Annotated in this window: 23 protein-coding genes; 12 read left to right on the forward strand and 11 right to left on the reverse strand. The window is 69.2% G+C overall.

The window, feature by feature from the left end:
• Positions 1-137 precede the first annotated feature (137 nt).
• The gene (locus tag ABD798_RS27795; RefSeq protein WP_344880888.1) at positions 138-1,175 is read left to right on the forward strand and encodes a hypothetical protein; all 1,038 of its coding nucleotides are present in this window, start codon (positions 138-140) and stop codon (positions 1,173-1,175) included.
• Here the strand turns inward: ABD798_RS27795 and ABD798_RS27800 are convergent.
• Complete coding sequence (locus ABD798_RS27800) at positions 1,162-4,044, reverse strand: glycosyl hydrolase (protein ID WP_344880890.1); 2,883 nt, start codon at positions 4,042-4,044, stop codon at positions 1,162-1,164. The genes ABD798_RS27795 and ABD798_RS27800 overlap by 14 nt on opposite strands.
• A 54-nt stretch (positions 4,045-4,098) precedes the next feature.
• Here ABD798_RS27800 and ABD798_RS27805 point away from each other — a divergent pair, with 54 nt between their 5' ends.
• Complete coding sequence (locus ABD798_RS27805) at positions 4,099-4,647, forward strand: DinB family protein (RefSeq protein ID WP_344880893.1); 549 nt, start codon at positions 4,099-4,101, stop codon at positions 4,645-4,647.
• Here the strand turns inward: ABD798_RS27805 and ABD798_RS27810 are convergent.
• Positions 4,640-5,038 (reverse strand): low affinity iron permease family protein, encoded by a 399-nt coding sequence (locus tag ABD798_RS27810; protein ID WP_344880896.1) that lies wholly within the window; start codon positions 5,036-5,038, stop codon positions 4,640-4,642. The genes ABD798_RS27805 and ABD798_RS27810 overlap by 8 nt on opposite strands.
• Before the next feature lie 211 nt (positions 5,039-5,249).
• Between ABD798_RS27810 and ABD798_RS27815 the strand changes: the two genes are divergently transcribed.
• The gene (locus ABD798_RS27815) at positions 5,250-5,681 is read left to right on the forward strand and encodes a hypothetical protein (RefSeq protein ID WP_344880898.1); all 432 of its coding nucleotides are present in this window, start codon (positions 5,250-5,252) and stop codon (positions 5,679-5,681) included.
• Between the two features lie 282 nt (positions 5,682-5,963).
• On the opposite strand, the gene ABD798_RS27820 is transcribed toward ABD798_RS27815, so the two are convergent.
• The gene (locus ABD798_RS27820) at positions 5,964-6,359 is read right to left on the reverse strand and encodes a PPOX class F420-dependent oxidoreductase (protein ID WP_344880901.1); all 396 of its coding nucleotides are present in this window, start codon (positions 6,357-6,359) and stop codon (positions 5,964-5,966) included.
• 17 nt (positions 6,360-6,376) lie between these two features.
• Between ABD798_RS27820 and ABD798_RS27825 the strand changes: the two genes are divergently transcribed.
• The 3 genes from ABD798_RS27825 to surE are packed head-to-tail and all read left to right on the forward strand — an operon-like array spanning position 6,377 to position 8,724.
• On the forward strand, positions 6,377-6,997 hold the full coding sequence (locus ABD798_RS27825; RefSeq protein ID WP_344880904.1) for an alpha-ketoglutarate-dependent dioxygenase AlkB family protein: 621 nt from the start codon (positions 6,377-6,379) through the stop codon (positions 6,995-6,997).
• 24 nt (positions 6,998-7,021) lie between these two features.
• Positions 7,022-7,963: a 1-phosphofructokinase family hexose kinase gene (locus ABD798_RS27830; protein WP_344880907.1), complete on the forward strand. Its 942-nt coding sequence runs from the start codon at positions 7,022-7,024 to the stop codon at positions 7,961-7,963.
• Positions 7,960-8,724 carry a 5'/3'-nucleotidase SurE gene (gene surE, locus ABD798_RS27835; protein WP_344880910.1) on the forward strand — a complete coding sequence of 255 codons (765 nt, stop codon included), beginning with the start codon at positions 7,960-7,962 and terminating at the stop codon, positions 8,722-8,724. The genes ABD798_RS27830 and surE overlap by 4 nt, the downstream gene beginning before the upstream one ends.
• On the opposite strand, the gene ABD798_RS27840 is transcribed toward surE, so the two are convergent.
• The 3 genes from ABD798_RS27840 to ABD798_RS27850 all read right to left on the reverse strand — a co-directional run bounded on the left by ABD798_RS27840 (position 8,704) and on the right by ABD798_RS27850 (position 13,423).
• Complete coding sequence (locus ABD798_RS27840; protein WP_344880913.1) at positions 8,704-10,944, reverse strand: terpene synthase family protein; 2,241 nt, start codon at positions 10,942-10,944, stop codon at positions 8,704-8,706. The genes surE and ABD798_RS27840 overlap by 21 nt on opposite strands.
• Positions 10,945-11,312: 368 nt before the next feature.
• The gene (locus ABD798_RS27845) at positions 11,313-11,639 is read right to left on the reverse strand and encodes a nuclear transport factor 2 family protein (protein ID WP_344880916.1); all 327 of its coding nucleotides are present in this window, start codon (positions 11,637-11,639) and stop codon (positions 11,313-11,315) included.
• 53 nt (positions 11,640-11,692) lie between these two features.
• Complete coding sequence (locus ABD798_RS27850; RefSeq protein ID WP_425549273.1) at positions 11,693-13,423, reverse strand: acyl-CoA dehydrogenase family protein; 1,731 nt, start codon at positions 13,421-13,423, stop codon at positions 11,693-11,695.
• 587 nt (positions 13,424-14,010) lie between these two features.
• Between ABD798_RS27850 and ABD798_RS27855 the strand changes: the two genes are divergently transcribed.
• The 5 genes from ABD798_RS27855 to ABD798_RS27875 all read left to right on the forward strand — a co-directional run bounded on the left by ABD798_RS27855 (position 14,011) and on the right by ABD798_RS27875 (position 18,220).
• A complete protein-coding gene (locus ABD798_RS27855) occupies positions 14,011-14,181 on the forward strand; it encodes a hypothetical protein (protein WP_344880919.1) in 171 nt (56 codons plus the stop codon).
• Positions 14,182-14,423: 242 nt separating this feature from the next.
• A complete protein-coding gene (locus tag ABD798_RS27860) occupies positions 14,424-15,113 on the forward strand; it encodes a PIG-L deacetylase family protein (RefSeq protein WP_344880921.1) in 690 nt (229 codons plus the stop codon).
• A gap of 65 nt (positions 15,114-15,178) precedes the next feature.
• The gene (locus ABD798_RS27865; protein WP_344880923.1) at positions 15,179-15,448 is read left to right on the forward strand and encodes a hypothetical protein; all 270 of its coding nucleotides are present in this window, start codon (positions 15,179-15,181) and stop codon (positions 15,446-15,448) included.
• Between the two features lie 17 nt (positions 15,449-15,465).
• A complete protein-coding gene (gene glmS / locus ABD798_RS27870; RefSeq protein ID WP_344880926.1) occupies positions 15,466-17,301 on the forward strand; it encodes a glutamine--fructose-6-phosphate transaminase (isomerizing) in 1,836 nt (611 codons plus the stop codon).
• Positions 17,302-17,305: 4 nt separating this feature from the next.
• Complete coding sequence (locus tag ABD798_RS27875; RefSeq protein ID WP_344880929.1) at positions 17,306-18,220, forward strand: glutaminase; 915 nt, start codon at positions 17,306-17,308, stop codon at positions 18,218-18,220.
• A gap of 156 nt (positions 18,221-18,376) precedes the next feature.
• Here the strand turns inward: ABD798_RS27875 and ABD798_RS27880 are convergent, their stop codons facing one another.
• The 5 genes from ABD798_RS27880 to ABD798_RS27900 form a co-directional block, all read right to left on the reverse strand.
• Positions 18,377-19,837 (reverse strand): alpha/beta fold hydrolase, encoded by a 1,461-nt coding sequence (locus ABD798_RS27880; protein WP_344880932.1) that lies wholly within the window; start codon positions 19,835-19,837, stop codon positions 18,377-18,379.
• 80 nt (positions 19,838-19,917) lie between these two features.
• A complete protein-coding gene (locus ABD798_RS27885) occupies positions 19,918-21,147 on the reverse strand; it encodes a ricin-type beta-trefoil lectin domain protein (protein ID WP_425549274.1) in 1,230 nt (409 codons plus the stop codon).
• Positions 21,148-21,265: 118 nt separating this feature from the next.
• Positions 21,266-22,102, reverse strand: a complete 837-nt coding sequence (locus tag ABD798_RS27890; RefSeq protein ID WP_344880937.1) for an alpha/beta fold hydrolase — start codon at positions 22,100-22,102, stop codon at positions 21,266-21,268.
• Entirely contained in the window at positions 22,099-22,566 is a 468-nt protein-coding gene (locus ABD798_RS27895; RefSeq protein ID WP_344880940.1) for a VOC family protein, read from the reverse strand. Before ABD798_RS27895 ends, ABD798_RS27890 begins: the two co-directional genes overlap by 4 nt.
• Positions 22,567-22,577: 11 nt before the next feature.
• Positions 22,578-23,357 (reverse strand): SDR family oxidoreductase, encoded by a 780-nt coding sequence (locus ABD798_RS27900; protein ID WP_344880943.1) that lies wholly within the window; start codon positions 23,355-23,357, stop codon positions 22,578-22,580.
• Positions 23,358-23,523: 166 nt separating this feature from the next.
• Here ABD798_RS27900 and ABD798_RS27905 point away from each other — a divergent pair, with 166 nt between their 5' ends.
• Positions 23,524-23,958 carry an OsmC family protein gene (locus ABD798_RS27905; protein ID WP_086820616.1) on the forward strand — a complete coding sequence of 145 codons (435 nt, stop codon included), beginning with the start codon at positions 23,524-23,526 and terminating at the stop codon, positions 23,956-23,958.
• The last annotated feature ends 548 nt before the right edge of the window (positions 23,959-24,506 follow it).

A 24,506-nucleotide genomic window follows, 5' to 3' on the forward strand; every position in this document is an offset into this window, starting at 1 on the left:
CTGGTCCGCCCGGCGTGCGGGGATTTGGCTGGCTGTTCGCGACGCACTCGTGACGCTGCCGTAGCCGACGACTTGACCTCCAGTTTGCTGGAGGTTCGAGACTGGAGGCCCCTCCCCGACCCGTCTGGAGCCCCCTCATGCCCGATCGCACCGGCGTGCTCGACGAGGCGTACCAGCGCCTTCACCGAACCGGCCCGGAGTTCGCGGGGTGGTTGTCCAACCACGCCCCGATGACGGTGGAGGCCATGGTCCGCGCCGGGCGGCCGGATCTGGTGCACCGCTGGGTGGACTCCTACTGCGAACGGCTGCACGAGCTGCCGCCCGCCTCCTGCCGAATCGGTTCCGAATGGCTGGAGGCGATGGGTGACGAGCGCCGGATCGGCGACTGGATCGCGCATTTCCGGGTGGAGCTGGCCGAACGGCCCTGGCGCGCGGTGCTCGGCACGTGGTGGCCCCGGTTGCTCCCCGGGGTCGCCGCGGGCGCGACGCACGGCGTGATCAGGGTCGGTCACGCCGTGCGCGTGCTGCTGGAGGGTTCACCGACCGCGCCCCGGCTGGACGAGCTGGCACACGGGCTCGGGTACTGGGCCGCGCGGTGGGAACCGGTGCCGGGCGCGGCCTGCCCGGAGGGCTCGTTGTCACCGCGCGAAGCCCTGCTCGGCGTTCCCCTGCTGCCCGAGCCGAGTTCTGGGTTCCAGAAACGCCTTGCGCGGCTCGCCTTTCTCACGGGTTGGCCGGAGTCGCTCGCCGCGCTGCGCTGCCCTGCGAACTCCGCGCACGCGCACGACGTGCTCGCCGATCTGGTGGACGTCGCCGTGCTGCGCTACCGCACGCACGGGCACGGCTCGGCGGTGATGTCGGTGCACGGGGCGACCGCGCCGAACGCGATCCTGCGCACGCTTCCCGCGCTGCCGGAGAAGCTGTGGGTGCCGAGCCTGTGCGCGGCGTGGATCGCGACGGCCGCCGTCACCTCGGTCTACGCGCCTTCCCGTCCGGCGATCGTTGCTCCGGAAACGGATCTTGCGCTTGACGAGGTACTTGAGCGGGCCGTCGCGACCGGTGACTCGCACGTGATCAAGTTCGCGGACACCGCCGTGGACACGTTCGCGCGCAAGGGAGATCCCGACGCGCTCGCCTCCGCTCAGCGGTGCACAGAGCTGATCACCGCCCTGTGAGCGGAATGACCACTGTGGACTGTCGACCCTCCCCCGCCGTCGCGCTGGCGCGCAGCGAGGTGTTACCGCTGCCGATCGCGCTCCAGATCTCCAACTTCACGCATCCGTTGGAGAGGTTGGTGAGCGTGCCCGACTGCGCTTGGATTCCGGACGCCTGCGTGTAGTTCTCCCATCCGTTCACCGGGTCGGTGGCGAAGTAGCGATAGGTCTCCGTGCGCGTGTAGTTCCCAGAACCGTTGGGGTCGTAGGAGATCCGCGCCTGCACGCCGTTGCCGACTCCGGTCCCGGAGTCCACGTTCAGCGAGAACTGCGTCTGCTTGGCCGGATCGACGGTTCCGCTGATCCCGCACGTGGTGTAGGCGCGAGCGTTGGTCGGCACGCCGTCGAAGTTGCGTCCTCCGGCGCTGCTCACGGCGTCGTTCAGGGCACCGGAACCGCTGGTGACGGAGAGCTTGTCCGGGCTCGTCACGTGCAGGGTGGTCGGAGTCGGAACGGGGTCGACGGTGCCGCCGCCCCCGGTCGTCACGGTCTTGCCCGCAGGCACGTTCAGGGTGGTGCCGTTGGAGAAGGTCACGGTGATCGGCGAAGTGCCGAGGTTGCTGGCGACGTAGGTCTTGGTGCCGCCCTTGGAGAACACGGCGTGCAGCGGGTGGTTCGCGGTGATGCTGGTGTCGACCTGCCCGAGCGCGCTGAGGTTGCGCAGCCAGTGGAAGGTGTGCGCGCGGCTCTCCCCCTCCTCGGGCGTGTAGTTGGTGCTGCGGAAGGAGTTCAGGGCTTCGTCCGGTTTGGACAGTGCTTGGAAGGACCAGATGATGTCCTGCCACACCTTCGGCTGGCTGCCGCTGTTGCGGACGATCTCCGCCACGTTGCGGTCGATGTAGCTCGGGTTGTGGCCCAGGTACAGGGAACCGCCGGTGATCGGCAGCATGTTGATGCCGTGGATCTTCTCCGGCTCGGCGGTGAACCAGGTCGAGTAGGCGCCGCCGTCACCCCACACCATGCCGACGGTGGAGTGCTCGAAGCCCTGCGGGAAGGCCTGGTCCTGCGGGTCGAACCAGTAGTTCTGGATCGCGCTCGCCTGCGTCGTGTAGATGTAGAGGCCAGCGTCGCGCACGGCGTTGTTGCCGGTGACCTGGCCCCATTGGATCAGCGCGTTGGCGAAGTTCATGCCCTCCGACGAGGACTCCTGGTTGTTGCCCGCGAAGAAGGCCCCGTGCCCGGCGGCCCAGTCGTGCCCGGCGAAGATGTCGAAGTCCCGCAGGAACGGGAACCTCGTGTCGTTGCGGTCGTAGTTGTTGGCGTCGCGGATCAGCAGGTCCACCATGCCGCCGTACTGGCCGCCCGCCGCCCAGTTGCGGTCGAACTTCGCCAGGGTCGCGGCGGCGGCGATGTAGTAGCCGTAGTGGAAGTGGTGGTCGTTGAGGTCGGTGTCCGAGCCGTAGGAGGCCGGATAGCCGATCAGCGTTCCCCAGTTGCGGTCGTAGTAGAAGACGCGCTCCGACTTGCCCGGCGACGCGGTGAACCAGTCCGTCAGGCGAGCCCTGATCGCGTTCAGCATCTTGTCGCGGACGTCGGTCCGGTTGACCTGGTCGGCGATCTCCGCGATCCGCGCCGCGCGCCCGACCGCCTTGCCCGTCCAGTAGGTGTCGTTGTTGAACCCGGCGAACGGGTCGCCCTGCGCGGCCTGGTCGAGGAAGCCGTTGAGAGTGGTGAGGTCTCCGCCCGTCATGGCCACCGAGGGCAACTCCGGCAGAACTCCGTTGTAGCGCGTGCTCGTGGTGAACGACGAGGTGCCGACGATCGTCTTCATCGGCCCGCGCGGCGAGATGTAGGTGTTCGCGATCGGGGTGCCGCCGCCGCTGAGGTTCTGCCACTGGTGCGGGTACAGGGAAACCACGGTCCCGGTCGCCGAGCCCTCAAGCGCCTGGGTGGTGAAGGCGTAGGTCGCGCGCACCGCGCTGGCGGCTTGGTCGTAGTTCCACGACACGCGCGTTCCCGTGATGTGCGCGTGCGCGTAAGCACCGTAGGAGTTGGCCAGCGCCACGCGGTCGGAGCCGCCGGGCAGGACCGCTACGGAGAAGAATCCCTTGCCCGCCAAGGAAGATGTGATCGCGTTGCCGCCCACGTTCCACGTCGCTCCACTCGGCGCGTACGCGACGTAGTCGTGGCCGTCGACGGAGAAGCCGATGCGGGAACCGTTGTTCTGCCACACGTTCGGCGCCGCCGAGAAGCTCAGTCTGGCGTCGCCGCCGGTGACCTTCGCGTAGACGAAGGGGGACCCGTGGCCGATCGTGGCGCGCAGCGTGCGGGCTCCGTCGGACCAGAACGGGCTGACCGTCCAGTCCGTCCAGCCGTCGACCTTCGCCTCCGGCGCGTTCAGGCCGGTCACGCCGAGCGTGAAGTCCGCGCCGTACTGGTAGTGGTACTCGCCGACACCGGTGGCCGTTCCGGTGATCGTCGGCGTGGTCGCGTAGTCGACGCCGAGGCCGCCCGCCACGGTGTCGAAGGAGAAGGGGTGCGCCATCAGGTTGTCCGAGAACGCGCACTCGGTGCGCTTGTAGACCAGCGAGGACCACCAGTCGTTCGTCGGCACCGCCCCCGCGGGCGCGTTCGCGGTGAGGTGGCGCCTCGGGTTGGTCGCCAGGTCAGAGCACGCGGTCGGCAGCGCCGCGCCCGCCGGCAACGACGTCGTGTAACTGCCCGCGCCCACCGGCTCCGCCGAGGCGGGGAGGACGGGGGTCACGGTCGCGAGGAGCACTACGGCGGCAACCAAGGCAGGTCTCAGCCCGCTGCGATAGCCCATGAACAGCTCTCCTTTGAGCGTGGTCGACGAGCGGCGGCGGGGCTCGATGTGAGAGCGCTCTCGCACAGTTGTAGCAACGCTTCGCGTTCCGCGTCAACGGCCACGTGAAAGGCTGGCGCGATGATCGAGGAGCACATGAAGTCCGAAATGCTCGACACGTTGCAGGACGCCCGGCAGACCGTGGTCGCCAAGCTGGACGGGCTCTCCGAGTACGACGCCCGGCGTCCGCTGACCCTCACCGGCACCAATCTGCTCGGCCTCGTCAAGCACCTCGCGACCTGGGAGTCCCGCTACCTCGGCGAGGTCTTCGCGCGCCCATTCCCCGAGCCGCTGCCCCGTTGGGACGACGAGTCCTTGCGTGGCACGGACTTCTGGGCCGCCGAGCACGAGACCCGCTCGGAGATCGTTTCGCTCTACCAGCGCGTGTGGGCCCACGCCGACGCGACGATCGCCGAGCTGCGACTCGACTCCCCCGGGCACGTGCCGTGGTGGCCGCGCCCGAACGTGACCCTGTTCGACGTGCTCCTGCACCGGGTCGCCGAGACCAGCCAGCACGCCGGGCACGCCGACATCCTGCGCGAGCAGCTCTCCGCCTCCGCCTCGGCCTCGGTGGAGCCGACCCCGCGCCACGACCAGGTCCTCCAGGCCGCGAAGGCCTGGCTCACCTAGTGTTCTCGCGGTCTTCGAGGCCGACCGCCTCGCGCAGTTCCTTGCGGTCGTGCTCCAGGTCCGGGTTGTCCTTCGCGAGGTGACCCATGATGTCGGAGAGCCCGTCCGCGAGCGCGTTGAGCTTCTGCTGCAAGGCGTCGTCGGAGCGCTTCTGCGTGTTCTGCAGCAGCGCCACCAACAGGAACGTGACGATCGTGGTCATCGTGTTGATGATCAGCTGCCAGGTGTCCGCGCTCTCCAGCAGGAAGTACGACGGCGCCCAGATCACCACGAGCAGCACGCACATCACGAAGAACCAGGCACGGGAGACGAACTCGCTCGCGTGCGTTGCGAACCTGTCGAAGACCGAGGGCTTCCCCGAGACCTCCGACGGCATGTTCTTTCCCGGCATCACCCCGGCTTACCCAGAACCACCCCTTCCCACCCGTCCGCCCCGGGGTTGGGGTGTCTTCAAGACCACCAAACCCCCGTTTTGATCACCGTTGACCGCCTCCTACTTCGAGGCGCCGGAGGGTTTGCCGTCGTTGAAGACTGCCGGGGCGGGGGTTAGCTGGTCTTGAAGACCTGCCAACCCGGACGCGTGCGGCACATAGGCTCTGCGCATGTCGCTCTCCACCAACGCCGACGAGCACCAGGTCCGCGAATTCACCTGTGGCTGCTGCGCCGCGCCCGCCCAGCGGACGTGGAACTTCGTGCTCCGCGACGGGTCCCCGCACGCCGTGTACTTCGCCAACAGCTACAACCACGGCGGCCAGGGCCACGAGACGTGGATCGACGTGATCCTGGGCAGTTGGGGCGGCGAGAACCACTCCGACCACGTGACCTTCGGCTGCCGCGTCGGCGCCGTCGAGGACTCCCCCGCTCCGGCCGCGACCGCCGTGCAGGCGTGCCTCGACGGCAGTGCCGGTCCACTGCACGGCCGTACGCTGAGCCGCGAGGAAGCCTTGGCGCACCCGTGGATCACCGACTTCTGGGCCGTCGTGGACCACGTACTCGAACACGACCCCGTCGTCCACCCCCACCTCTACGGCTGACACTCCAACGCCCCCGCCTCGCTGCCGCGCCCCGCCGCGCCCCCCACCCAATGCCGCGTTCGGCGCGTTGAGAACCCTGAACGACCCCTTCGGGTACTTGGAACCGCACCAAACGACCCGTTCAGCTCCTCCAACGCACCAAACGACCCGTTCGGGGAGTTGAGCGCACCAAACGACCCGTTCGGGGAGTTGAGCGCACCAAACGACCCGTTCAGCGCGCTCAACGCACCAAACGACCCGTTCAGGGCTTAAGCCGTGGCGGAGTGCGGCGCGGTGTGGGGGTCAGACGTTGCCCAAGGTGCGGGTGATGGTGATCTCGATGACGACGCGCGCGGGGTTGGGCTTGGGGGTGCGGTAGCGCGCGGCGTAGCGGGCCTCGGCGTCGGCGACGGAAGCGGCGTCCTCGCGGACCACGGCGCGGCCTTCCAGCGTCGACCAGCGGCCGCCGTCGACCTGGCACACGGCGACGGTGGCACCGTCGGGCCCGGCGGCGCGCACGTGCCGGACCTTCTGCGAGTGGGAGAAGGTGATCACGCGCGCGATGCCTGCCTCTGCGTCGAGGGTGACGCCGACGGGCACGACGTGCGGGGTGCCGTCCTTGCGGATCGTGCTCAGCGTGCAGAGGTGGCGTTCGGTCCAGAAGGCGGTGCCGCCCTCGCTCAACTCGATCTTCGGCATGAGCCCATTATGGTCCCATGGCCCTGTTCCCCCGCGAGCGCGCGGAGATCGCGCCGGGCGCGGTGCACGTGCCGGACTGGCTGAGCCCGGACGAGCAGGCGCGCCTGGTGGAAGCCTGCCGCGAGTGGTCGCGCCCGCCGGCGGGACTGCGCGCGACGACGATGCCGAACGGCTCGGTGATGTCGGTGCGCTCGGTGTGCCTCGGGTGGCACTGGACGCCTTACAAGTACGAACGCCACACCGAGCACGGCGAGCCGGTGAAGCCGTTCCCGGACTGGCTGGGCGAACTGGGGCGCAGAGCGGCGGGCGCGGGCTACCGGCCGGACATCGCGCTGGTCAACTACTACGACGCCGGAGCGCGGATGGGCATGCACCGCGACGCGGACGAGCGCAGCGCGGAGCCCGTGGTCTCGCTGAGCCTCGGTGACACGTGCGTCTTCCGCTTCGGCAACACCGACAACCGTGGGCGCCCGTGGACGGACGTCGAACTGCACTCCGGCGACCTCTTCGTCTTCGGCGGGCCGTCGCGGCTGGCCTTCCACGGCGTCACCAGGACGTTCCCGGGCACCGGGCCGGAGATCGGTCTGCGCGGCGGCGGGCGCCTCAACATCACGTTGCGGGTGTCGGGCATGGAATGACGCTCGGCGGGGAAAGCACGGGACGTGAGCGGACATAACGGACGCGTCGTGGTCTTCGCGCCCTCTCCTCAGCTGACGGTGACCGTCGAGGACCTCAACGGGGAGCCCGATATCCATGTGCACCCGGGCGGGCAGGGCGTCTGGCAGGCGCGCATGATCACCTCGCTGGGCGTGGGCGTGGTGCTGTGCGGAACGGTCGGCGGCGAGACCGGACATGTGTTGCAGCACCTGGTCGACGACCCCGCGATCGAGACGCAGCTGCTGCACGTGGACGCCCGCAACGGCGCCTACGTCCACGACCGCCGCGACGGAAGCCGGGACGAGCTCGTGGAAATGCCGGCCGGTGAGCTGTCCCGCCACGACCTCGACGACCTCTACGAGCTGACCCTGACGCACGCGCTGGACGCCGGGATCGCGCTGCTCAGCGGGCCGAGCAACGACCGCGTGCTGCCGCACTCGCTCTACCGCAGGCTCACCGAGGACCTGACGGTCAACGGGTGCCGCGTGCTGGCCGACCTCGCGGGGCAGCGCCTGGTGGAGGTGCTCGACGGCGGGCCGTCCTTCGTGAAGGTCAGCCACGAGGAGCTGATCGACGACGGCCGCGCGGCCAGCGGCGACCTGGCCGACCTGATCCCCGCGATCAGGGAGATCGCCAAGTGCGGCCCGGAAGCCGTCGTGGTCTCGCGCGCCGCCGAGCCCGCGCTGGCGCTGATCGAGGACGAGCTGCTCACCCTGCACGTCCCGGACCTGAGCCCGGTGGACACGCGCGGCGGCGGCGACTCGATGACGGCGGGCGTCGCGGCCTGCCTCGCCAAGGGTGAGCCGTTGCGCGAGGCGTTGCGCGTCGGCGCGGCGGCCGGGGCGCTCAACATCACCCGGCGCGGTCTTGGCACCGGAGGCGGCGACGCCATCCGCACCCTGGCCGAGCGCGTGGAACTCCGCCCCCTGCGAGGAAGTCACTCATGATCGCGTTGATCACCAACGATGACGGCATCGACTCCCCCGGACTGGCCGCGCTCGCCGCAATGGCCGTCCACAGTGGACTCTCAGTGGTGGTCGCGGCCCCCGCCGAGGAGTCCAGCGGCACCAGCGCGGGGCTGACCGCGGCGAAGGACGACCGCCGGATCGCCGTGGCGCGCAAGGAGATCCCGGGCCTGCCAGACGTCCCCGCTTACGCGGTGGCCGGTCACCCCGGACTGATCGCGCTCGTAGCCGCTCAGGGCGCGTTCGGCGTCACTCCGGACCTCGTGCTCTCCGGGATCAACCGCGGCGCCAACGTCGGCCGGGCCGTGCTGCACTCCGGCACGGTCGGCGCGACCTTGACGGCAGCCGTCAACGACCTGAACGGCCTAGCGGTGTCCCTCGACGTCGGCCTCAACGGCACCGCCGAACCCCGGTGGGACGCGGCGGCGGAGATCGTCGAGCACGCGATCGGAGTGCTGCGGAACTCCCCGTCGGGCACCGTGCTCAACGTGAACGTGCCGAACGTGGCGCCGGAGAAGATGCCTCCGCTGCGCCATGCCCGGCTCGCCCGCTACGGCACCGTGCAGAGCCGCGTGGAGCGCTTGGACGACAACAGCCTGGAAGTCGTGGCTGTCAACGTCGACGACGCGAAGCCGGAACCCGACACCGACGCCGCGCTGCTCGCCCGGGGGCACCCGACGATCACCGCGCTGCGCTCGGTCAGCGAGGACACCGGCGTCGCGCTACCGGGTTCCGCTCTTTGACAACCGCGCTGCCGACGTGCCCAGACCCTGTGGCAGGAAAGAGAAAACCCTCTCGATCTCCTTGGTCCCGTACATCGAGCGCAATTCGGCGTCCTGGTAGCGCACGCACTTCAGGTGCCATTCCAGGATGCCCGACATCCACTCCTTGAGGTCCTCCACCTGCCGCGTCACCACCGCGCGGGTCCGCTTGTCGAGGTCGAACTCCTCGAAGAGGTCCTCAAGGTCGTTGGCCACGATGTGCTCGAACTGCCGCATGCGCGCGTTCATCAGCCCGGCGACGATGTCACGCGCGGTGAGCCGGTCGGTGCCGAGGAAGTTCTCCACGACCACGACCATGTTGTGCACCTCGCCCTCGAACTCCACTTCCTTCTGGTAGGAGAAGAGATCGTTGGTGAACATGCCGTAGTCCATCGCCGCGGTGACCAGCTCGTGCAGCGTCCGCGTCTGGTAGAGGCTGTCGAGCACCGCGCCCAGCGTCTTCACCCTGGCCAGCGCGATCGTCAGGTCGGAGCCGAAGGTCCTGCGCCGCATCTCCACGTAGTCGATCGGGTCGGGAATCCTGTTCTGCGCCTGGTTGTCCACCTCCCAGACCCAGCTGTCGAGCATGTCGTCGACGGCCTTGCGGAACACCGCGCGCCCGGCGGGCGTCAGCGGCCCGGCCGTGCGCTCCCACAGGTCGGCGAGCCCGAGTTCCATGGGGCCCAAGGGTTGTGGGGCCGCGCCCTGCAACGGCATGAACTGCTTCAGCCGCTCCGCGCAGGCCCGCGCCTTCACCTTGTCGCGTGCGATGCCGAAGACCAGCGGGAAGTAGTCGTCGCCGTAGGTCCCCCACGCCAGCCAGTCCGAGGAGAGGTTCAGCTCCTCCAGCGTGGCGTCGGCGTGGATCATCGCGGCGCAGTGCGCGAGGTCGATGCCGCGCCCGCGGTGCTCGCTCCACACACCGCCTCCTTCGACGCCGGGAACCGCGTCGTAGAAACCCATCGCGCGCTGCCACTCGATGGTGTGCTCGCGCGAGGCGTCGATGTGCGGGCTGGTGCGAATCCCGAAAGGCATGTGCAGCTCGGGGATGGGCAGGTGGCCGATCGGGCGCTCGGGAACGTAGGTGTGCTCGCGGATCGCCTTGCGCACACCTGGCCGGAACTCCAACCGCGCGGCGGAGGTGCCGAGCCCGACCGGGCCCGCCAGCAACGGGCTCGGCGGCTCGGCGGCGTCCATCTCCTGGTTCATGTAGCGGCTGGAGCGCGCGTGCCACTCGTGGCCGCCGGACTGCCAGTCCTGCAATCCCTTGACGTAGGCGCCGATCGCGAGCTGCTCGTGCGGCAGCAGGCCGTGCTGGGCGGCCAGTGCGGGAACTTCGACGAGGGCGGTGTTCTCGAACTGGCGCAGCCGCGAGGTCAGCAGGTCGTTGACCATCTCGGCCGACTCCTGCGTGGTGTTGCCCAGGAAGCGCTCGAACACCAGGACCGCGTTGGAGTTCTCGCCCTCCTCTTCAACTTCGCGCTGGTAGGAGAACAGGTCGTTGCGCAGGTGCACCGCGTCGGAGAAGGTGTCGCGCAGGACTTCGAGCGGGCGGCTGAACGCGACCTTGTCCGGTACCTCGGCGCCCACCGCGTACTCGACCAGGTTCGCCGACCACGGCGCGCCGCCGACCCGGCGCCGCATCTGGATGTACTCGATCGGATTGGCGATCCGGCCGAGCTCGATGTTCTTGGTCTCCCAAATGGATTCGACCATCAGGTTGTGCGTGCTGGTGATGAACCGCTTGCGCCACTCCACCGTCATCGACGGAACCGTGCGCTCCCACAGGTCCTTCAGCCCCGCCTCGGCCGGGTTGGTCACCTCTGGCGCCACCTCGCCGGGCAGCGTCATGAACTTCTCCAAGCGGGCCAAGTACTTCTGGCCGCCCTTGACATCCCGCGAGTACTTGAACTCCTCCAGGAAGTGGTCGTCGAAGAAGAACACCCACACGTACCAGTCGGTGATCACGTCGAGGACGTCGCCGTCGCAGTCCGGGTGCGTGTAGGCGCACATCAGGCCGTAGTCCATCTTGGCGAGCTGCTCGGCCGTCCACACCAGTCCGCCGTCGGGCGTCCTGGAGTCGAGCATGCCCATCCGCTCCGCCCACGCCGCGCTGTGCCGCCGCGTCCGCTCCAGGTGCGGGTTGATCCTGGCTGGGTACGGCACGTAGAACTCGGGCAGCGTGAAGGACTGCTGCTGCATGGTGCGCGCCTGCTCTCTTCGGGATCTCTCCGGACGGCCAGCCTGACGCGTTCGACCCTCGCATTCGGCTCAACGCGGGGGCATCGGCCAGGCAGGCGATGTGCTGCCCGAACGAGCGACCGCCGGAGGTCACCCCACGTGGCGGCCGGAGCTGCCTAGAGAATCGGGGTCGCGGGCTCGACAGCCCAGGCGACGGGCGGGAGACCCCTCCGACGGGCGTCGCGCGCCACCTTCGCCAGCAGGGCCATCAGAGTGTTCTCGTTCACCAGAACGGGCGGAGTCCGCACGCCGCGCTCGTCCAGCATCCGGAACAGCCGGTCGGACCGGGAAGACTTGTGTCCACATTGGACAGTTTCGCGGGGCCGAACCTAGCTTAAGAACCGCACGCGGTCGATCAGCCCTTCGCGAACGCGGTAGGCGACCAGCACGCGGTGCGGTTCGCCGCCGAGCCCGTGCGCCACCTCGTGGTCCACCACCCACCCGCGCTCGACCAGCCTGCCGACCACCTCGGCGCGGCAGAGTCGCTGCGCGAACTGCTCCTCGTAGAGCCCCCGCAGCTGGTCGCGCCCCCGCACCGTGCGCCCCTCGCTCATCGAGAGGCGGACGTCCTCGGCGTAGGTCGCCAGGAACGCGTCCAGGTCGTGCTCGTTGTACGCGGCCAGTTGGCGGTCCACCACGGAGGCAGGATCGATCATGAAGCCGATTCTGACACGCCGCGCGGACCGTCAACCGCGTCCGTGCGCAACAGTTATGCGCGCATCTCGTAGCTGCCCGAAAGGGCCGCGACGTGCTCCCAAACGCGCCCGAAACGGCCTGCGTCCGGGACCGGCCTGCGGACGTGCTCCAGCGCCCACGCCTGCTGGGCCTCGGTCGCGGTGGCCTTGCCGTGCAGACCGACCGCGTACTCCGAGAAGTCGCGCACGAGCACGTCGAAGACCTGGTCGAGCACGTCGGCGTGGCAGCCGGTCAGCTCGGCCTGCTCCAGCACGAGCTGGCCGTACACCACGAGCGTGAACAGGTGGCCGAGGTTGAGCAGGAAGTCCAGGTCCCGCTGCTGGTCGGCGTCCGGGGCGGCCGTGGCCAGCAAGCGCTTCAGCCCCTTGGCCTGCTCGTGGAACAGCGCGACGTTGGGCACGTGCGCGAAGGCGGTGTACACCCGCTCCCAGTCGTGGAAGGTGATCTTGCCGAGCCCGCGCGCCGGCCCCTGTTCGAACAGGAAGGCGTCGTCGGCGGCGTCGTGGCGGGTCGGGACCGGCTCGAACTCCTGCGGGTTGAACAGGTACTGCGGCATGAACTTCAGGACGAGCGCGAGGTTGACGTGCACCGTGCCTTCGAGCTTCGGCAGCGCGCGGATGTGACCCGTCGCGGTGTTGAAGTAGGTGTCCTTCTCGAAGCCCTTCGCCGCGATCACGTCCCACAGCAGGTCGATGACGCGCTCGCCCTCGCTGGTCACCTTCATCTTGGTGATGGGGTTGAACAACAGGTAGCGGCGATCCTCGGCGGTGGCGGAGCGGAAGTAGTCCACCGCGCGGTCGCTGAAGAGCTTCATCGCGATCAGCCGCGCGTAGGCGTCCACAAAGGACTGCCGGACGTGCGGGAACTCGGTGACCCGGTTGCCGTAGAGAATCCTGTTGTGCGCGTGGGTGATCGCTTCGTAGAACGAGTGCTCCGCGATGCCGATCGAGGCCGTGCACAGGTTGAACTTGCCCACGTTGACCGTGTTCAGCGCCGCGCTGAACGCATCCGCCCCGGTGTGCAGCACGTCGGCGTCGGAGACCGGGTAGTCCGCCAGGCGGAAGGCGCTGACGAACATCTGCGAGTCCACGACGTTCTTGATCAGCTCGAAGTTCGGGTGCTGGCTCTCCACCGCGAAGAACACGTAGCCGTCCGGGCCTTCGACGTCCGCCCGGCGCCCGAACACCGACACCATGCCCGCGACGTTGCCGTTGCCGATGTAGTACTTGTCGCCCGTCGCCGTGAAACCGCCCTCCGGGCGCGGCGTCAGCACCATGTCCGTCGAGTAGACGTCCGCGCCGTGCTCCTTCTCCGACAGGCCGAAGGCGAACACCGCGCCGCTGTCCAGCAACGCCGCCGCGCGCGCACGGGCTTCGGCGTTGTCGCTCATCCAGATCGGCCCGAGCCCCAGCACCGTGACCTGCCAGGCGTACCAGTAGGACAGCCCGTAGAAGCCCAGAACCTCGCTCAGCGCCGCGTTGCGCGCAGCGTCCCAGCGCTTGTCCGGGTCACCGTTCGCGTCGGCGGCGGGGGTGTTGAACGTGGCGAAGAGCTTCTCGCGCTTGATGAAATCGAGGAAGTCCGTGTACCACTCGCGGTCCAGGTGATCGGCGATCAACCGCTGCTTGCCGCGCGACTCGAACCAGTCCACCAGCGCCCGCACCTTCCCGCGCGCCACCGCGTCCAGGTGCCCCAGGTCGTCGGTGACCGGGTTGAACAACGCCGGGTACTCGTTCTCCGCCACCGCGCACTCCTCCGCCCACCCAGTGTTACCGGCCAGTACCCTACCAGCCGGTAACACCCCCGCTGACGTACCCAATGTGACATTTGTTTCGCCAGACGTAACCAATGCCGCATTGGTTATGCCTCCCCCGCCCGCACATCCCCACCCACCACGTTTCCCCCACGCTCACATCCCCACCCACGCTCGCGCCCGCTAAGGCCCCGAACGACCCCTTCAGGTACTTGAGCGCACCAAACGACCCGTTCAGGGCTCCCAAGGCACCCAACGGGCCGTTCAGCGCGTTGAGCGCACCAAACGGGTCGTTCGCGGGCACCCCTGCGCCCTGAATGACTCATTGAGGTGGTTGAGCGTCCTGAATGACTCATTCAGGTACCTCAACTCCCTGAATGAGTCATTCAGGGAATTGGGCGCACCAAAGGGGCCCTTGGGCGAGCGAAGGGCGGAGGCGAGCGAAGGATGGGGACGAGCGAGGGGTGGGCGATGAGCGAGGCCTGCTACGGCAGCGGCCCGCAGAACGTCACGATCGCGCGCGACGCTGCGGGCTCCCCGTCGGGCACGCGATTTTCCTTACGCCGTCGGCACTTCCGATGTGCTCGCGGATCGATCCGTTCGGCGCGCGGCTGCCCCGCTACGCCCAGCGGATCAGCCCAGGCGGTCAAGCCGTGGTGTGGCGCAACACCGTCCACCTGACCGGCGAGGGCTCGCACGTGCTGGCGATACTGAACCTGTCGGTGGTGCTGCAGCGCGACATCGTCTAAGGCGAGCTGGGCGCCTCAGAGCCGACCGCCGACGCTGCGGCTGATGTCTTTGCGGCACTTGGCAATTTCGCGTCCAGTGGTGACCTCGCGCAAAGCCCGCTCGCACGCGGAGCCGACATCCGCGAGAGCCACGAGAAGATCGCGCGGAGCCTGTCGCTGCGCCGCGCGACGTACTTCCGCAGGCTCGACGAAGCGGTCTCGCGTCTGACACGGCACCTGGTGCGTCGGTAGGGTCGGCGCACATGGGAAATGTGGTCGCCTTCCACGCACATCCGGACGACGAGGCCCTGCTGACCGGCGGAACGCTGGCGCGACTGGCCGACGAGGGGCACCGAGTGGTGATCGTCGTCGCCACCGACGGGTGCATGGACGAGGCCGACGGCGTGCGCATGGGCGAACTCCACGCGAGCGCTGAAGTGCTTGGCGCACAACGGGTTGCCCACCTCGGATACGCCGACAGCGGGCACGGCGCGCTGCTCTACGACGACCCGTCCGATCGGCAGCGCTTCGCCCGCGCCGACCTGGACGAGGCCACCGGCAGGCTCGCGGAGCTGCTGCGCGAGGAGAAGGCCGACCTGCTGCTGAGCTACGACCCCAACGGCGGCTACGGCCACCGCGACCACGTGAAGGTGCACCACGTCGGCGCGCGGGCGGCCGCGCTGACCGGGGTGCGCGTGCTGGAGGGCACGGTGCCGCTGCCGGGCTCGGAGAGGCGGAGCCGGTACAGCCCGCGCAAGGCCATCACCCACCGTTACGACGTGCGCCGCTACGCCGCGCAGAAGCAGGCCGCGCTCGCCGCGCACCGCACGCCGGTGTTCGGCAACGGCCGGTCAGCCTCGCTCTTCAGGGCGATGGTGCGGATGCCGGTCCCCGTCTTCAGCGCGCTCTTCGGCCGGGAATGGTTCGTGGAGCGCCCTCACCAGGGAAAATGACACGCCTGCCCGATATCGGGCAGGGAACTTGAGTCGGCGGCCCGCGTCTGACACGCTCGCTCCTCGTGAGTGAAGACGGGGCGGGCGAACTGGTCCGGCACGTGTCGGCCACCACCGGCCTGCCCCCGTCGACGGCGGCCAGGGTGGTCGCCGACGTCATCGCGTACTTCGGCGAGAGCGCCGAGGACTACGTACGGCGACGGCACTCCGAACTCCAGCGCCAGCAGCTGCGCAACGCTGAGATCTGGGGCGTGCTCGCGGCCGAGCTGCGGCGGCGGCCGGTGGTCGCCCCCGCGTTCAGCGAACGACAGCTGCGGCGCATCGTGTACGGCTGAAGGGACAGGTCACAGACGTGTGCGGCATCGTTGGGTACGTCGGGAAACGTCCGGCAGCGCCGATCCTCGTGGAGGGTCTGCACCGGCTGGAGTACCGCGGGTACGACTCCGCCGGGCTGGCCACCCCCGAGGCGGGCGCCCTCCGCGTGATCAAGACCGAGGGGCGCGTCCAGCAGCTGCGCAACCTGATCAAGGAGGAGATCCCGGCCCCCGTCGGCATCGCGCACACCCGGTGGGCCACCCACGGTGAGCCCAGCGACGCCAACGCGCACCCGCACCTGGACGCCGCGGGCCGGATCGCCCTGGTGCACAACGGCATCATCGAGAACTCCGACCGGCTGCGCGCGCAGCTGACCGCCGAGGGCGTGACCTTCGCCTCCGAGACCGACACCGAGGCGCTCGCGCACCTGATCGGCCGCCTGATGGCCGCGGAGGACGCGCCGAGCCTGGAGGAGGCCGTCCGCGCCGCGCTCACCAAGGTCGAGGGCACCTACGGCATCGTCGTGCTCGACCGCGACAACCCCGACCACCTGGTCGTGGCGCGCAACGGCAGCCCCATCGTGCTCGGCATCGGCGAGGGCGAGATGTTCGTGGCCTCCGACGTGGCCGCGCTCGTCCGGCACACCCAGCAGGTCGTCTACCTCGACGACGGCGAGCTGGCCGTGGTGCGCTCCGACGAGTTCCACACCAGCACCCTGGCCGTGGAGGCCAGCCCGGTGGTGAAGTCCCCGACCACGGTGGACCTGGTGGTCGACGACTACGAGCTGGGCGGCTCGACGGACTTCATGAGCAAGGAGATCCACGAGCAGCCCACCGCGCTGGCCAGGGCGCTGAGCGGGCGGCTCAACGAGCGCTTCGCCACCGCGCACCTCGGCGGCATCAACATGGAGCCGCGCGAGCTGCGCGCGATCCGCCGGGTGAAGTTCCTCGGCTGCGGGTCCTCCTACTACGCGGGCCAGATGGGCGCGCAGCTGGTGGAGGAGCTGGCCCGCATCCCCGCCGACGCCGAGCCCGCCTCGGAGTTCCGCTACCGCAACCCGGTGGTGGAGGCCGACACGCTCTACGTCGCGCTGAGCCAGTCCGGCGAGACCCTGGACACCCTCGCCGCGGCCCAGGAGCTCAAGCGCAAGGGCGGTCAGCTGCTCGGCGTGGTGAACGTGGTGGGCAGCGCCATCGCCCGCGAGTGCGGCAGCGGCATCTTCCTGCACGCGGGCCCGGAGGTGTCGGTGGCCTCGACCAAGGCGCTGACCAACACCGCGACCTCGCTGGCGATGCTCGGCCTGCTGCTGGGCCGCGTGCGCGACCTGTCCACCGCCGACGGCAAGCGGATCGTGGCCGGTCTGCGGCGCCTGCCCGAGCAGGTCGCGGAGATCCTGGCCCAGGAGCAGGCGGTCGCCGAGGTCGCCGCGCGCTTCGCCGACACCAGGAGCATGTTCTTCGTCGGCCGCGTCCGGGGCTGGCCGGTGGCCCGCGAGGGCGCGCAGAAGCTCAAGGAGATCTCCTACGTGCACGCCGAGGCCTACCAGGCTTCCGAGCTGAAGCACGGGCCGCTCGCGCTGATCGACAACACCATGCCGACCGTGGTGATCGTGCCCGACGACGAGCTGCTGTCGAAGAACATCGGCACCATCGAGGAGATCAAGGCCCGCAGCGGCGCGGTGATCGCGGTCACCAACGCCGAGCTGCCCGAGGGCCTCGTCGACGCCGAGCTCCGCGTGCCGCGCAACGAGACCGAGCTGGACCCGATCCTGTTCACCATCCCGTTGCAGCTGTTCGCCTACCACCTGGCGGCGAAGCTGGGGCGCGACATCGACCGCCCCCGCAACCTGGCCAAGAGCGTCACGGTGGAATAGGCGCGTGCACATTCCTGACCTGCTCGCGCGGATCTCCGCCGAGGTGGCCGACGAGGTCGGCAAGGGCTCGGCCGCCGACTACATCCCGGCACTGGCCCGCGTGGACACGGCGCGCTTCGGCATGGCCGTCGCGGAGCTGGACGGGACGGTGCACGGCACCGGGGAGTGGCGGCAGCGCTTCTCCGTGCAGAGCGTGTCGAAGGTGTTCACCCTGGCCCTCGCCCTCGCCCAGCCCGGCGGGGACGAGGTCTGGGACCGCGTCGGCCGCGAGCCCTCCGGTGACCCGTTCAACTCGCTCGTCCAGCTCGAACACGAGGACGGCATCCCGCGCAACCCGTTCATCAACTCGGGCGCGCTGGTCGTCACCGACGAGCTGGCCGCGCGCGGCAGCGACGTGACCGAGGAGCTGCTCTCCTTCCTGCGCAAGGAGAGCGGCTCCCCCGGGATCGCCGTCGACGAGGAGGTCGCCGATTCGGAGGCCGCCAACGCCGACCGCAACCGGGCGCTGGCGTACTTCATGGCCTCCTACGGGAACATGCGGATGCCGGTGCCCGACGTGCTCGCGCAGTACGTGCGGCAGTGCTCCATCGCGATGAACTGCGCCGAGCTGGCTCTGTCCGGGTTGTTCCTCGCCCGGCACGGCGTGCGCAACGACGGCTCTCGCCTGCTGGAGCGCAGCCAGGCCAAGCGCGTCAACGCCGTCATGCTCACGTGCGGCACCTACGACGCGGCGGGCCAGTTCGCCTACCGCGTCGGCCTGCCCGGCAAGAGCGGCGTCAGCGGCGCCATCCTCGCCGTCGTCCCCGGCCGCTGCACCGTGTGCGTCTGGAGCCCCGGCCTGGACGCACGCGGCAACTCCGTCGCGGGCGTCGCGGCCCTGGACCGCTTCACCACCCTCACCGGCTGGTCCGTCTTCTAGCCCGGCGTTAGCCCTGAACGACCCGTTTGGGTACTTGAACGCACTAAACGACCCGTTCAGCTCCTTCAACGCACCAAACGGGTCGTTCGGGGAGTTGAGCGCACCAAACGGGTCGTTCAGGGCTTCCCCAACGCACTAAACGACCCGTTCAGGGCTTCAGGGGGTGGGGCGGGGGTCGCCTGCGCAGGTGGTGCCGCGTGCGGGGAGGACGCCGTCGATGAGGTAGGAGTCGATGGCCTTGGTGACGCAGGCGTTGCGGCCGTAGTGGCCGTGCACGCCGCTGTCCACAACGGACACCAGGCGGTAGCCCATCTTGGACGCCATGACGGGGCCGCCCGCGTAGCCGGTCACCGGGTCGTGGTCGCCCTGCACGACGAGCCCGGCGGGGTAACCGATGCGGCGCAGGGGAACCATGGGCTCGGCGGGGGTGAAGGAGCGGAAGGCGCACTCCGAAGCAGCCGCCGCGTGGGCGCCGCGCCCGAAGGGGTACTCGGTGGCGAAGCGACGCATCTCGGAGGCGTAGAGCCGCGTGTCGCGCGACCACGCGGCCTCGCAGGTGACGGTCGCGAAGGAGCCGGAGTGCAGCAGTTCGAGGCCGAGCTTGAGGTCGTTGAGCATCGCGCCGAGCGCCTTGGCGGTGTCGAGGTCGAGCGTGCCGGTCGCGGATGCCTCGCGAACCTTCTTGACGGCAGCCGTCAAGCTCGCCCAGCCAGCGCGCCCGGGGGTCTGCGAGCCGAGCACGATGTCCAGCGCGTTGCGGTCGATCGGGTACGGAGCGCCCTGCACCACCAACGGTTTCGCGGCGAGCGCCCTGCCGAGCGCGTCCAGGGTGGCCTGGACCTCGGCGGCGGTGCGCCCGAAGCCGTAGTGCGCGTGGTGCTCGGCGACCCACCCGGACCAGGTGCGGTAGTTCTGCCGCGCGGAGACGGCCTGCTGCTTGGCCTGCTCGTAATACAGCCACTCGGGGTTCATCGAAGAATCGAAGACACTTCGGTTCATCCGGTGCGGGAACAGTGATCCGTAGACGGCGCCGAGATAGGTGCCGTAGGAGAAGCCGAGATAGTTGATTCTCTTCCCGCCAAGAGCCGAACGGATGACATCCATGTCTCTTGCGGTATTCGCGGTGCTGAGATGCGGCCGAATGGCGGCTCCAGCCTGCTGGCACGCGCGCTCGCGGCGCTGCGCGTCAGCGGTGTGATCGCGGATCTGCTGCTCGGTCGGCCTGGTCACCGGGAGCCCGGCCTCGGGCGGCAGTCCGCAGTCCAGCAGCGAGCTACCGGTTCCGCGCGGATTGAAGCCGACGACCTCGAACTTCGCCGCGATCGCGTTGTCCTTGAAGGCCAACGGCAGGCCGACGCCCTCGCCGCCCGGCCCGCCCGGGTTGAGCAGCAGCAGCTCGCGCCCCGAGCCTGCGGTCGCCTTGAGCCTGCTCACGTCGATGGTGAGCTTGCGCGAAGCCGGATCGCGGTGGTCGAGCGGAACGTCGAGCTTCGCGCATTCCACCTCGGCGGGCAGCCCGGTGCACGTACCCCACGCGAGTGTCGGGGAGCCAACGGCCGGAGTGGCGGTGAATGCGATCATGGTCGCGACGACCAGCGCGGTTGATCTTTTCAGCACAGCGGCATGTTACCCAAAAGAAATCCGCCGCTTTCTCTCTGTGAATAAAAGAAAAAGCGGCGGATTGCGCCCTTTCGGACCTAGCGCGGCACGTTCCACTTCTGGTTCTCGGTGCCCCCGCACGTCCACACCTGGAGTCGTGTCCCGTTGGCGGAGTTGTTGCCGGTGACGTCGAGACATCTGTTGCCGGAGATGCTCACGATGTCCCTCGCGTCGGGCGTTGCCCACTTCTGGTTGGCGCCGCCGTGGCAGTCCCACAGCACGACGGCCGCCCCGTCGTTGGCGCCGTTGTTGTTGACGTCCAAGCACTTGCCGAGTGCGCGGATCGTGCCGTCACCGGCGACAGTCCAGTTCTGCGCGGCGTTGCCGTTGCAGTCGTGCAGCTGGATCGGCGTCCCGTTGGCAGTGCCGGCGTTCGCGACGTCGACGCACTTGCCCGCGAGCCCGGTGATGCGCCCGGTCGGCGCGCCGGTGCTGGTGGTGGTGACGCGGACGTAGTCGACGACGAACTGCTGCGGGAACACCGTGCTGCCGTCGGGATCGCCCGGCCAGTAGCCGCCGACCGCCAGGTTGAGGATGAGGAAGAACGGGTGGTCGAAGACCCACTGCCGTCCGCCGAGGTCGGCCGGAGTCCTTGTCTGGTAAGCGTTTCCGTCGACGTACCAGGTGATCCGGTTCGGCGCCCAGTCCACGGCGAAGGTGTGGAAGCCGTCGCCGAAGTTCGGGCCGTTGTAGGCCGCGCCGATGCCGCCGGAGCCGGAGTAGCCGGGCCCGTGCAGCGTGCCGTGCACGGTGTTCATCAGGTGGCCGACGTTCTCCATGATGTCGATCTCGCCGGCCTGGGGCCAGCCGACCTGGCCCATGTTGTCGCCGAGCATCCAGAACGCGGGCCACATGCCCTTGCCGCGCGGGAGTTTCATCCGCGCCTCGAAGCGGCCGTAGGCCTGGGTGAAGCGGCCCGCGGTGTTCAGCCGCGCCGAGGTGTACTCGCAGCGGCCGTACCAGCACTGGTAGTTCCCGGGGTTCTCCCGGCGCGCGGTGATCACCAGGTTGCCCGCGCCGTCGTGGACCGCGTTGCTCGTGCTGTTGGTGTAGAACTGCCGCTCGTGGTTGTTGACGTTGTCGCCGGTCTCCAACTGCCACTTCGAGCCGTCGACCGGCGTTCCGGCCGGAGCGTTGAACTCGTCGGCGAAGGTCGTCGCCATCGTCGTGGGATCGGGCACGGGGCTCTCCGCCTGTGCGGTGCCGCCGAGGATGAGTGCGAGTACCGCGACAACGGCCGCGGACGCGCGGAATCTGCTGGACATCACGCTCGCCTCTCAGTGCAGGGGCCTGGAAGGGACCACTGAGGCGGCCAGCGGTGACCGGGAGTATGTCCGGCCGGTTCCGCCGTCGGCAAGACCTTCGGCGGAACCGGCTCCGGACGGATCAACCGGCCAGGTGGGAAAGGATGAGAGCGCTTACCTCCGCCCCGGCCTCCTCAGGCAGCCAGTGGCTCGCGCCGGTCAACTCGACGAAGCGGTAGGGCCCGTCCACGAAGTCCGAGGTCCGGTACGCGGCGACCGGCCCGAGCGCGGCGTCCTCGCTGCCCCACACGTACAACGTCGGCACGGTGCTAGGCCGGGCCGGGATGTCGAGCTGGTCGTTGGCCGCGCGGTACCAGTTCAGCGTCGCGGTCAGCGCGCCCGGCTCCGACAGCCGCCGCACGTTCTCCTCGACCAGCGGCGCGGGAACCTTTCCGCCGTAAGCGTTGCGCAGCCTCGCGGCCCCGTCGGCGAGCAGTGATTCCTCCGCGATACCGCCGGGCTGGCGGAAGAACCGGACGTAGTCGACGCGGCGGGACTGGTCCTCGTCCTCCGCGATCGCCTTGCCCAGCGCGCTCGGGTGCGGCGTCGCGAGCACCGTCAGCGTCTTCAGCCGCTGCGGGTGCGCACCCGCGAAGGCCCACGCCACGATGCCGCCCCAGTCGTGCGCCACGAGGTGGAACTGTTGCGCGCCAAGGGCATCCGCGAACCCGAGGACGTCAGCGACCAGGTGGTCGACGTGGTAGTCGGAGACCTTCGTCGGCCGCGCCCCGGGCGAGTATCCGCGCTGGTCCACCGCGACCGCGCGGTAACCGGCTTCGGCGAGCGCGGCGATCTCCTCGGTCCAGCAGTCGGCGAACTCCGGCCAGCCGTGCAACAGCAGCACCAGCTCACCGTCCACCGGCCCGGCGGCGATCGCGTTGTACCTGTGGTCGTTCAGCACGATCTCCACGGCGGTCACCAGCTCTTCAGCGCGATGCGGTGGTTGGGGTCCAGAACCTCTTGCAGCTCAACGATGTTGCCGTCCGGGTCGTGGCCGTAGGCCGTCCAGACGCCGGGGAAGACCTCCTGCGGCTCGCTGTTGAACGGCACTCCGGCCGCGCTCAGGCGGCTGTACTCGCCGTGGATGTCGGTGACGTCCAGGCAGAAGTGGGTCACGCCGGGGTCGTGCGGTTGCAGCTCGGCGTTGTCGCGGCCGGACTCCGGGGTGAAGTACTGGAACAGCTCGATGTGCGCGTTTCCCTTGCGCAGCATGAGGCTGCGCGCCGAGGTGCCGGTCAGCCCGGTCACCTCGTCTGCGGCCTTGTTGCCCGGCTCCCACCGGTAGTCGGTGATCACCTCGCAGCCGATCAGGTCGAGGTAGAAGGGAAGAATCCGGTCGATGTCCTTCGTGGCGACACCGACGTGGTGCACTCCGCGGATCATGGTCGCTCTCCTCAGATCTTCGCGCGCAGGTCGGCCAGCCAGCCCTCGTGGTCGGCGCCCTTGAACGCCATCCGCTGGGCCACTTCGGGGTGCGGCAGGATCAGCAGCCGCTCGTCGGCCATGCCCTCGACGACCGTGCGCGCCACGTCCTCCGGGTCGATCAGCCCGGCCGCCGCGACCACGTCGGAAGCGCCTTCGCTCTGCCCCATCGCCGCCACCAGCATCTGCGTGCGCACCGCCTGCGGGCACACGCAGGACACGCGAATCCCTTCCGCGCCATAGGTGATCGACAGCCACTCCGCGAGCGCCACCGCCGCGTGCTTGGTCACCGTGTACGGCAGCGCCGAGGGCTGGGTGAGCAGTCCGGCCGCCGACGCCGTGTTCAGCAGGTAGCCCTCCCCCGCCTCGCGCATCTGCGGCAGGACCGCGCGGGAGGCCCACACGTGCGCCATGACGTGGATGCGCCACAACGAGTCCCAGTCCTCGTTCGTCGTCTCCAGCGGTCCACCGGCGGGCCCGGTCACGCCCGCGTTGGAGAAGAAGACGTCGATGCGCCCGTTGGCCTCGTTGGCGAATCGCACCAGGTCCTGGACGTCCGCTTCCTGCCCCGCGTCGAACTTCCGCGCCGTCACGCCCGGCCCCGCCGCCTCCGCCGTGGCCTGCGCCCCCGCGAGGTCGTAGTCCGCCGCGACCACCGCGCGGGCTCCCTCGGCCACGAACCGCTCGACGAGCGCCCGGCCGATGCCACCGGCGGCCCCGGTGACCACGATGTGCTTTCCCTGGATCTTCACGCGGCGAAGGTATGCCCGCGCGACTACCGTCCGGCCCAAGTCCAACCGTGCGGTTGTCAGCCACGACGCCTCGTGTCCACCGTCTCACCGACTTACATTGCGTCCAATGTAAGTGTCCGCTATGTTTCTCGTCGTACCCACCGACCAGCACCCCAGGAGGCACCCCATGCCGAGCCGCGACGCCACCACCCACTGGGAAGGCGGACTCCAGAACGGCAAGGGCACCGTCACCTTCGACTCGTCCAACGCCGGCCAGTTCGACGTCTCGTTCCCGACCCGCGCGGGCAACCCCGACGGCCAGACCAGCCCCGAGGAGCTGATCGCGGCCGCGCACTCCTCCTGCCTGGCCATGAACCTCTCCGGTGTCCTGGGCGCCAGCGACCTCGTCGCCGACTCCATCGACGTCAGCGCCGAGGTCACCCTCGGCCCCGAGTCCGGTGGCGGCTTCCGCATCACCGGCATCGCGCTCACCGTCCGTGCCACGGTTCCCGGCATCGACAACGCCAAGTTCGTCGAGCTCGCCAAGGTCGCCGAGAGCACCTGCCCCGTCACCAAGGCCCTCTCCGGCACCACGATCACCCTCGACGCGGCGCTGAACTGACTTCGTCGTCGCCGCGCCGGTCGTCCGGCGCGGCGACGTCCGCGTCACCGATGCTCCCGATGGCAGGTAGAGCGCGGAGCGCACGCCAGCAACCCCGGTGTACATCGCTCGATGGCACGGTTGTCGCCGCCCAAAACCGCCGCCGCAGTCCTTCCGACGCGGTCAACCCGCGCGGCACCGACCGGTGCGGTTTGTTGGCGCGAGGCGTCGAAGACGTATCCGTACACCCCTTGCAGGACAACGACCATCGCCACGTGTTGTCGATCGTCCGCTAAGGCACGCCTTAGGGCCTGTCCTGCAAGTCGCCGGGTTCAGCGGTCTTCAAGACCTACACACCCCTGCCCCAGCGGTCTTCAACGACGGCAAACCTCACGAGGCTGCTGGGTTTGCGGCGGTTGGCGACGATCAACAGGGGGTTTGGTGGTCTTGAAGACACCCCGACCCCCAGCGGCACCGTGACCGGAATACGCAGCTCAACCACTTACAGGACAGGTGCTAGTGTCCTGAGTCGGGAGTTGTAGTCATATGTAGTGTGGAGTGATGGCGCG

Origin of the sequence: Allokutzneria multivorans (assembly GCF_039537405.1) — a bacterium.
GTDB lineage: Bacteria > Actinomycetota > Actinomycetes > Mycobacteriales > Pseudonocardiaceae > Allokutzneria > Allokutzneria multivorans.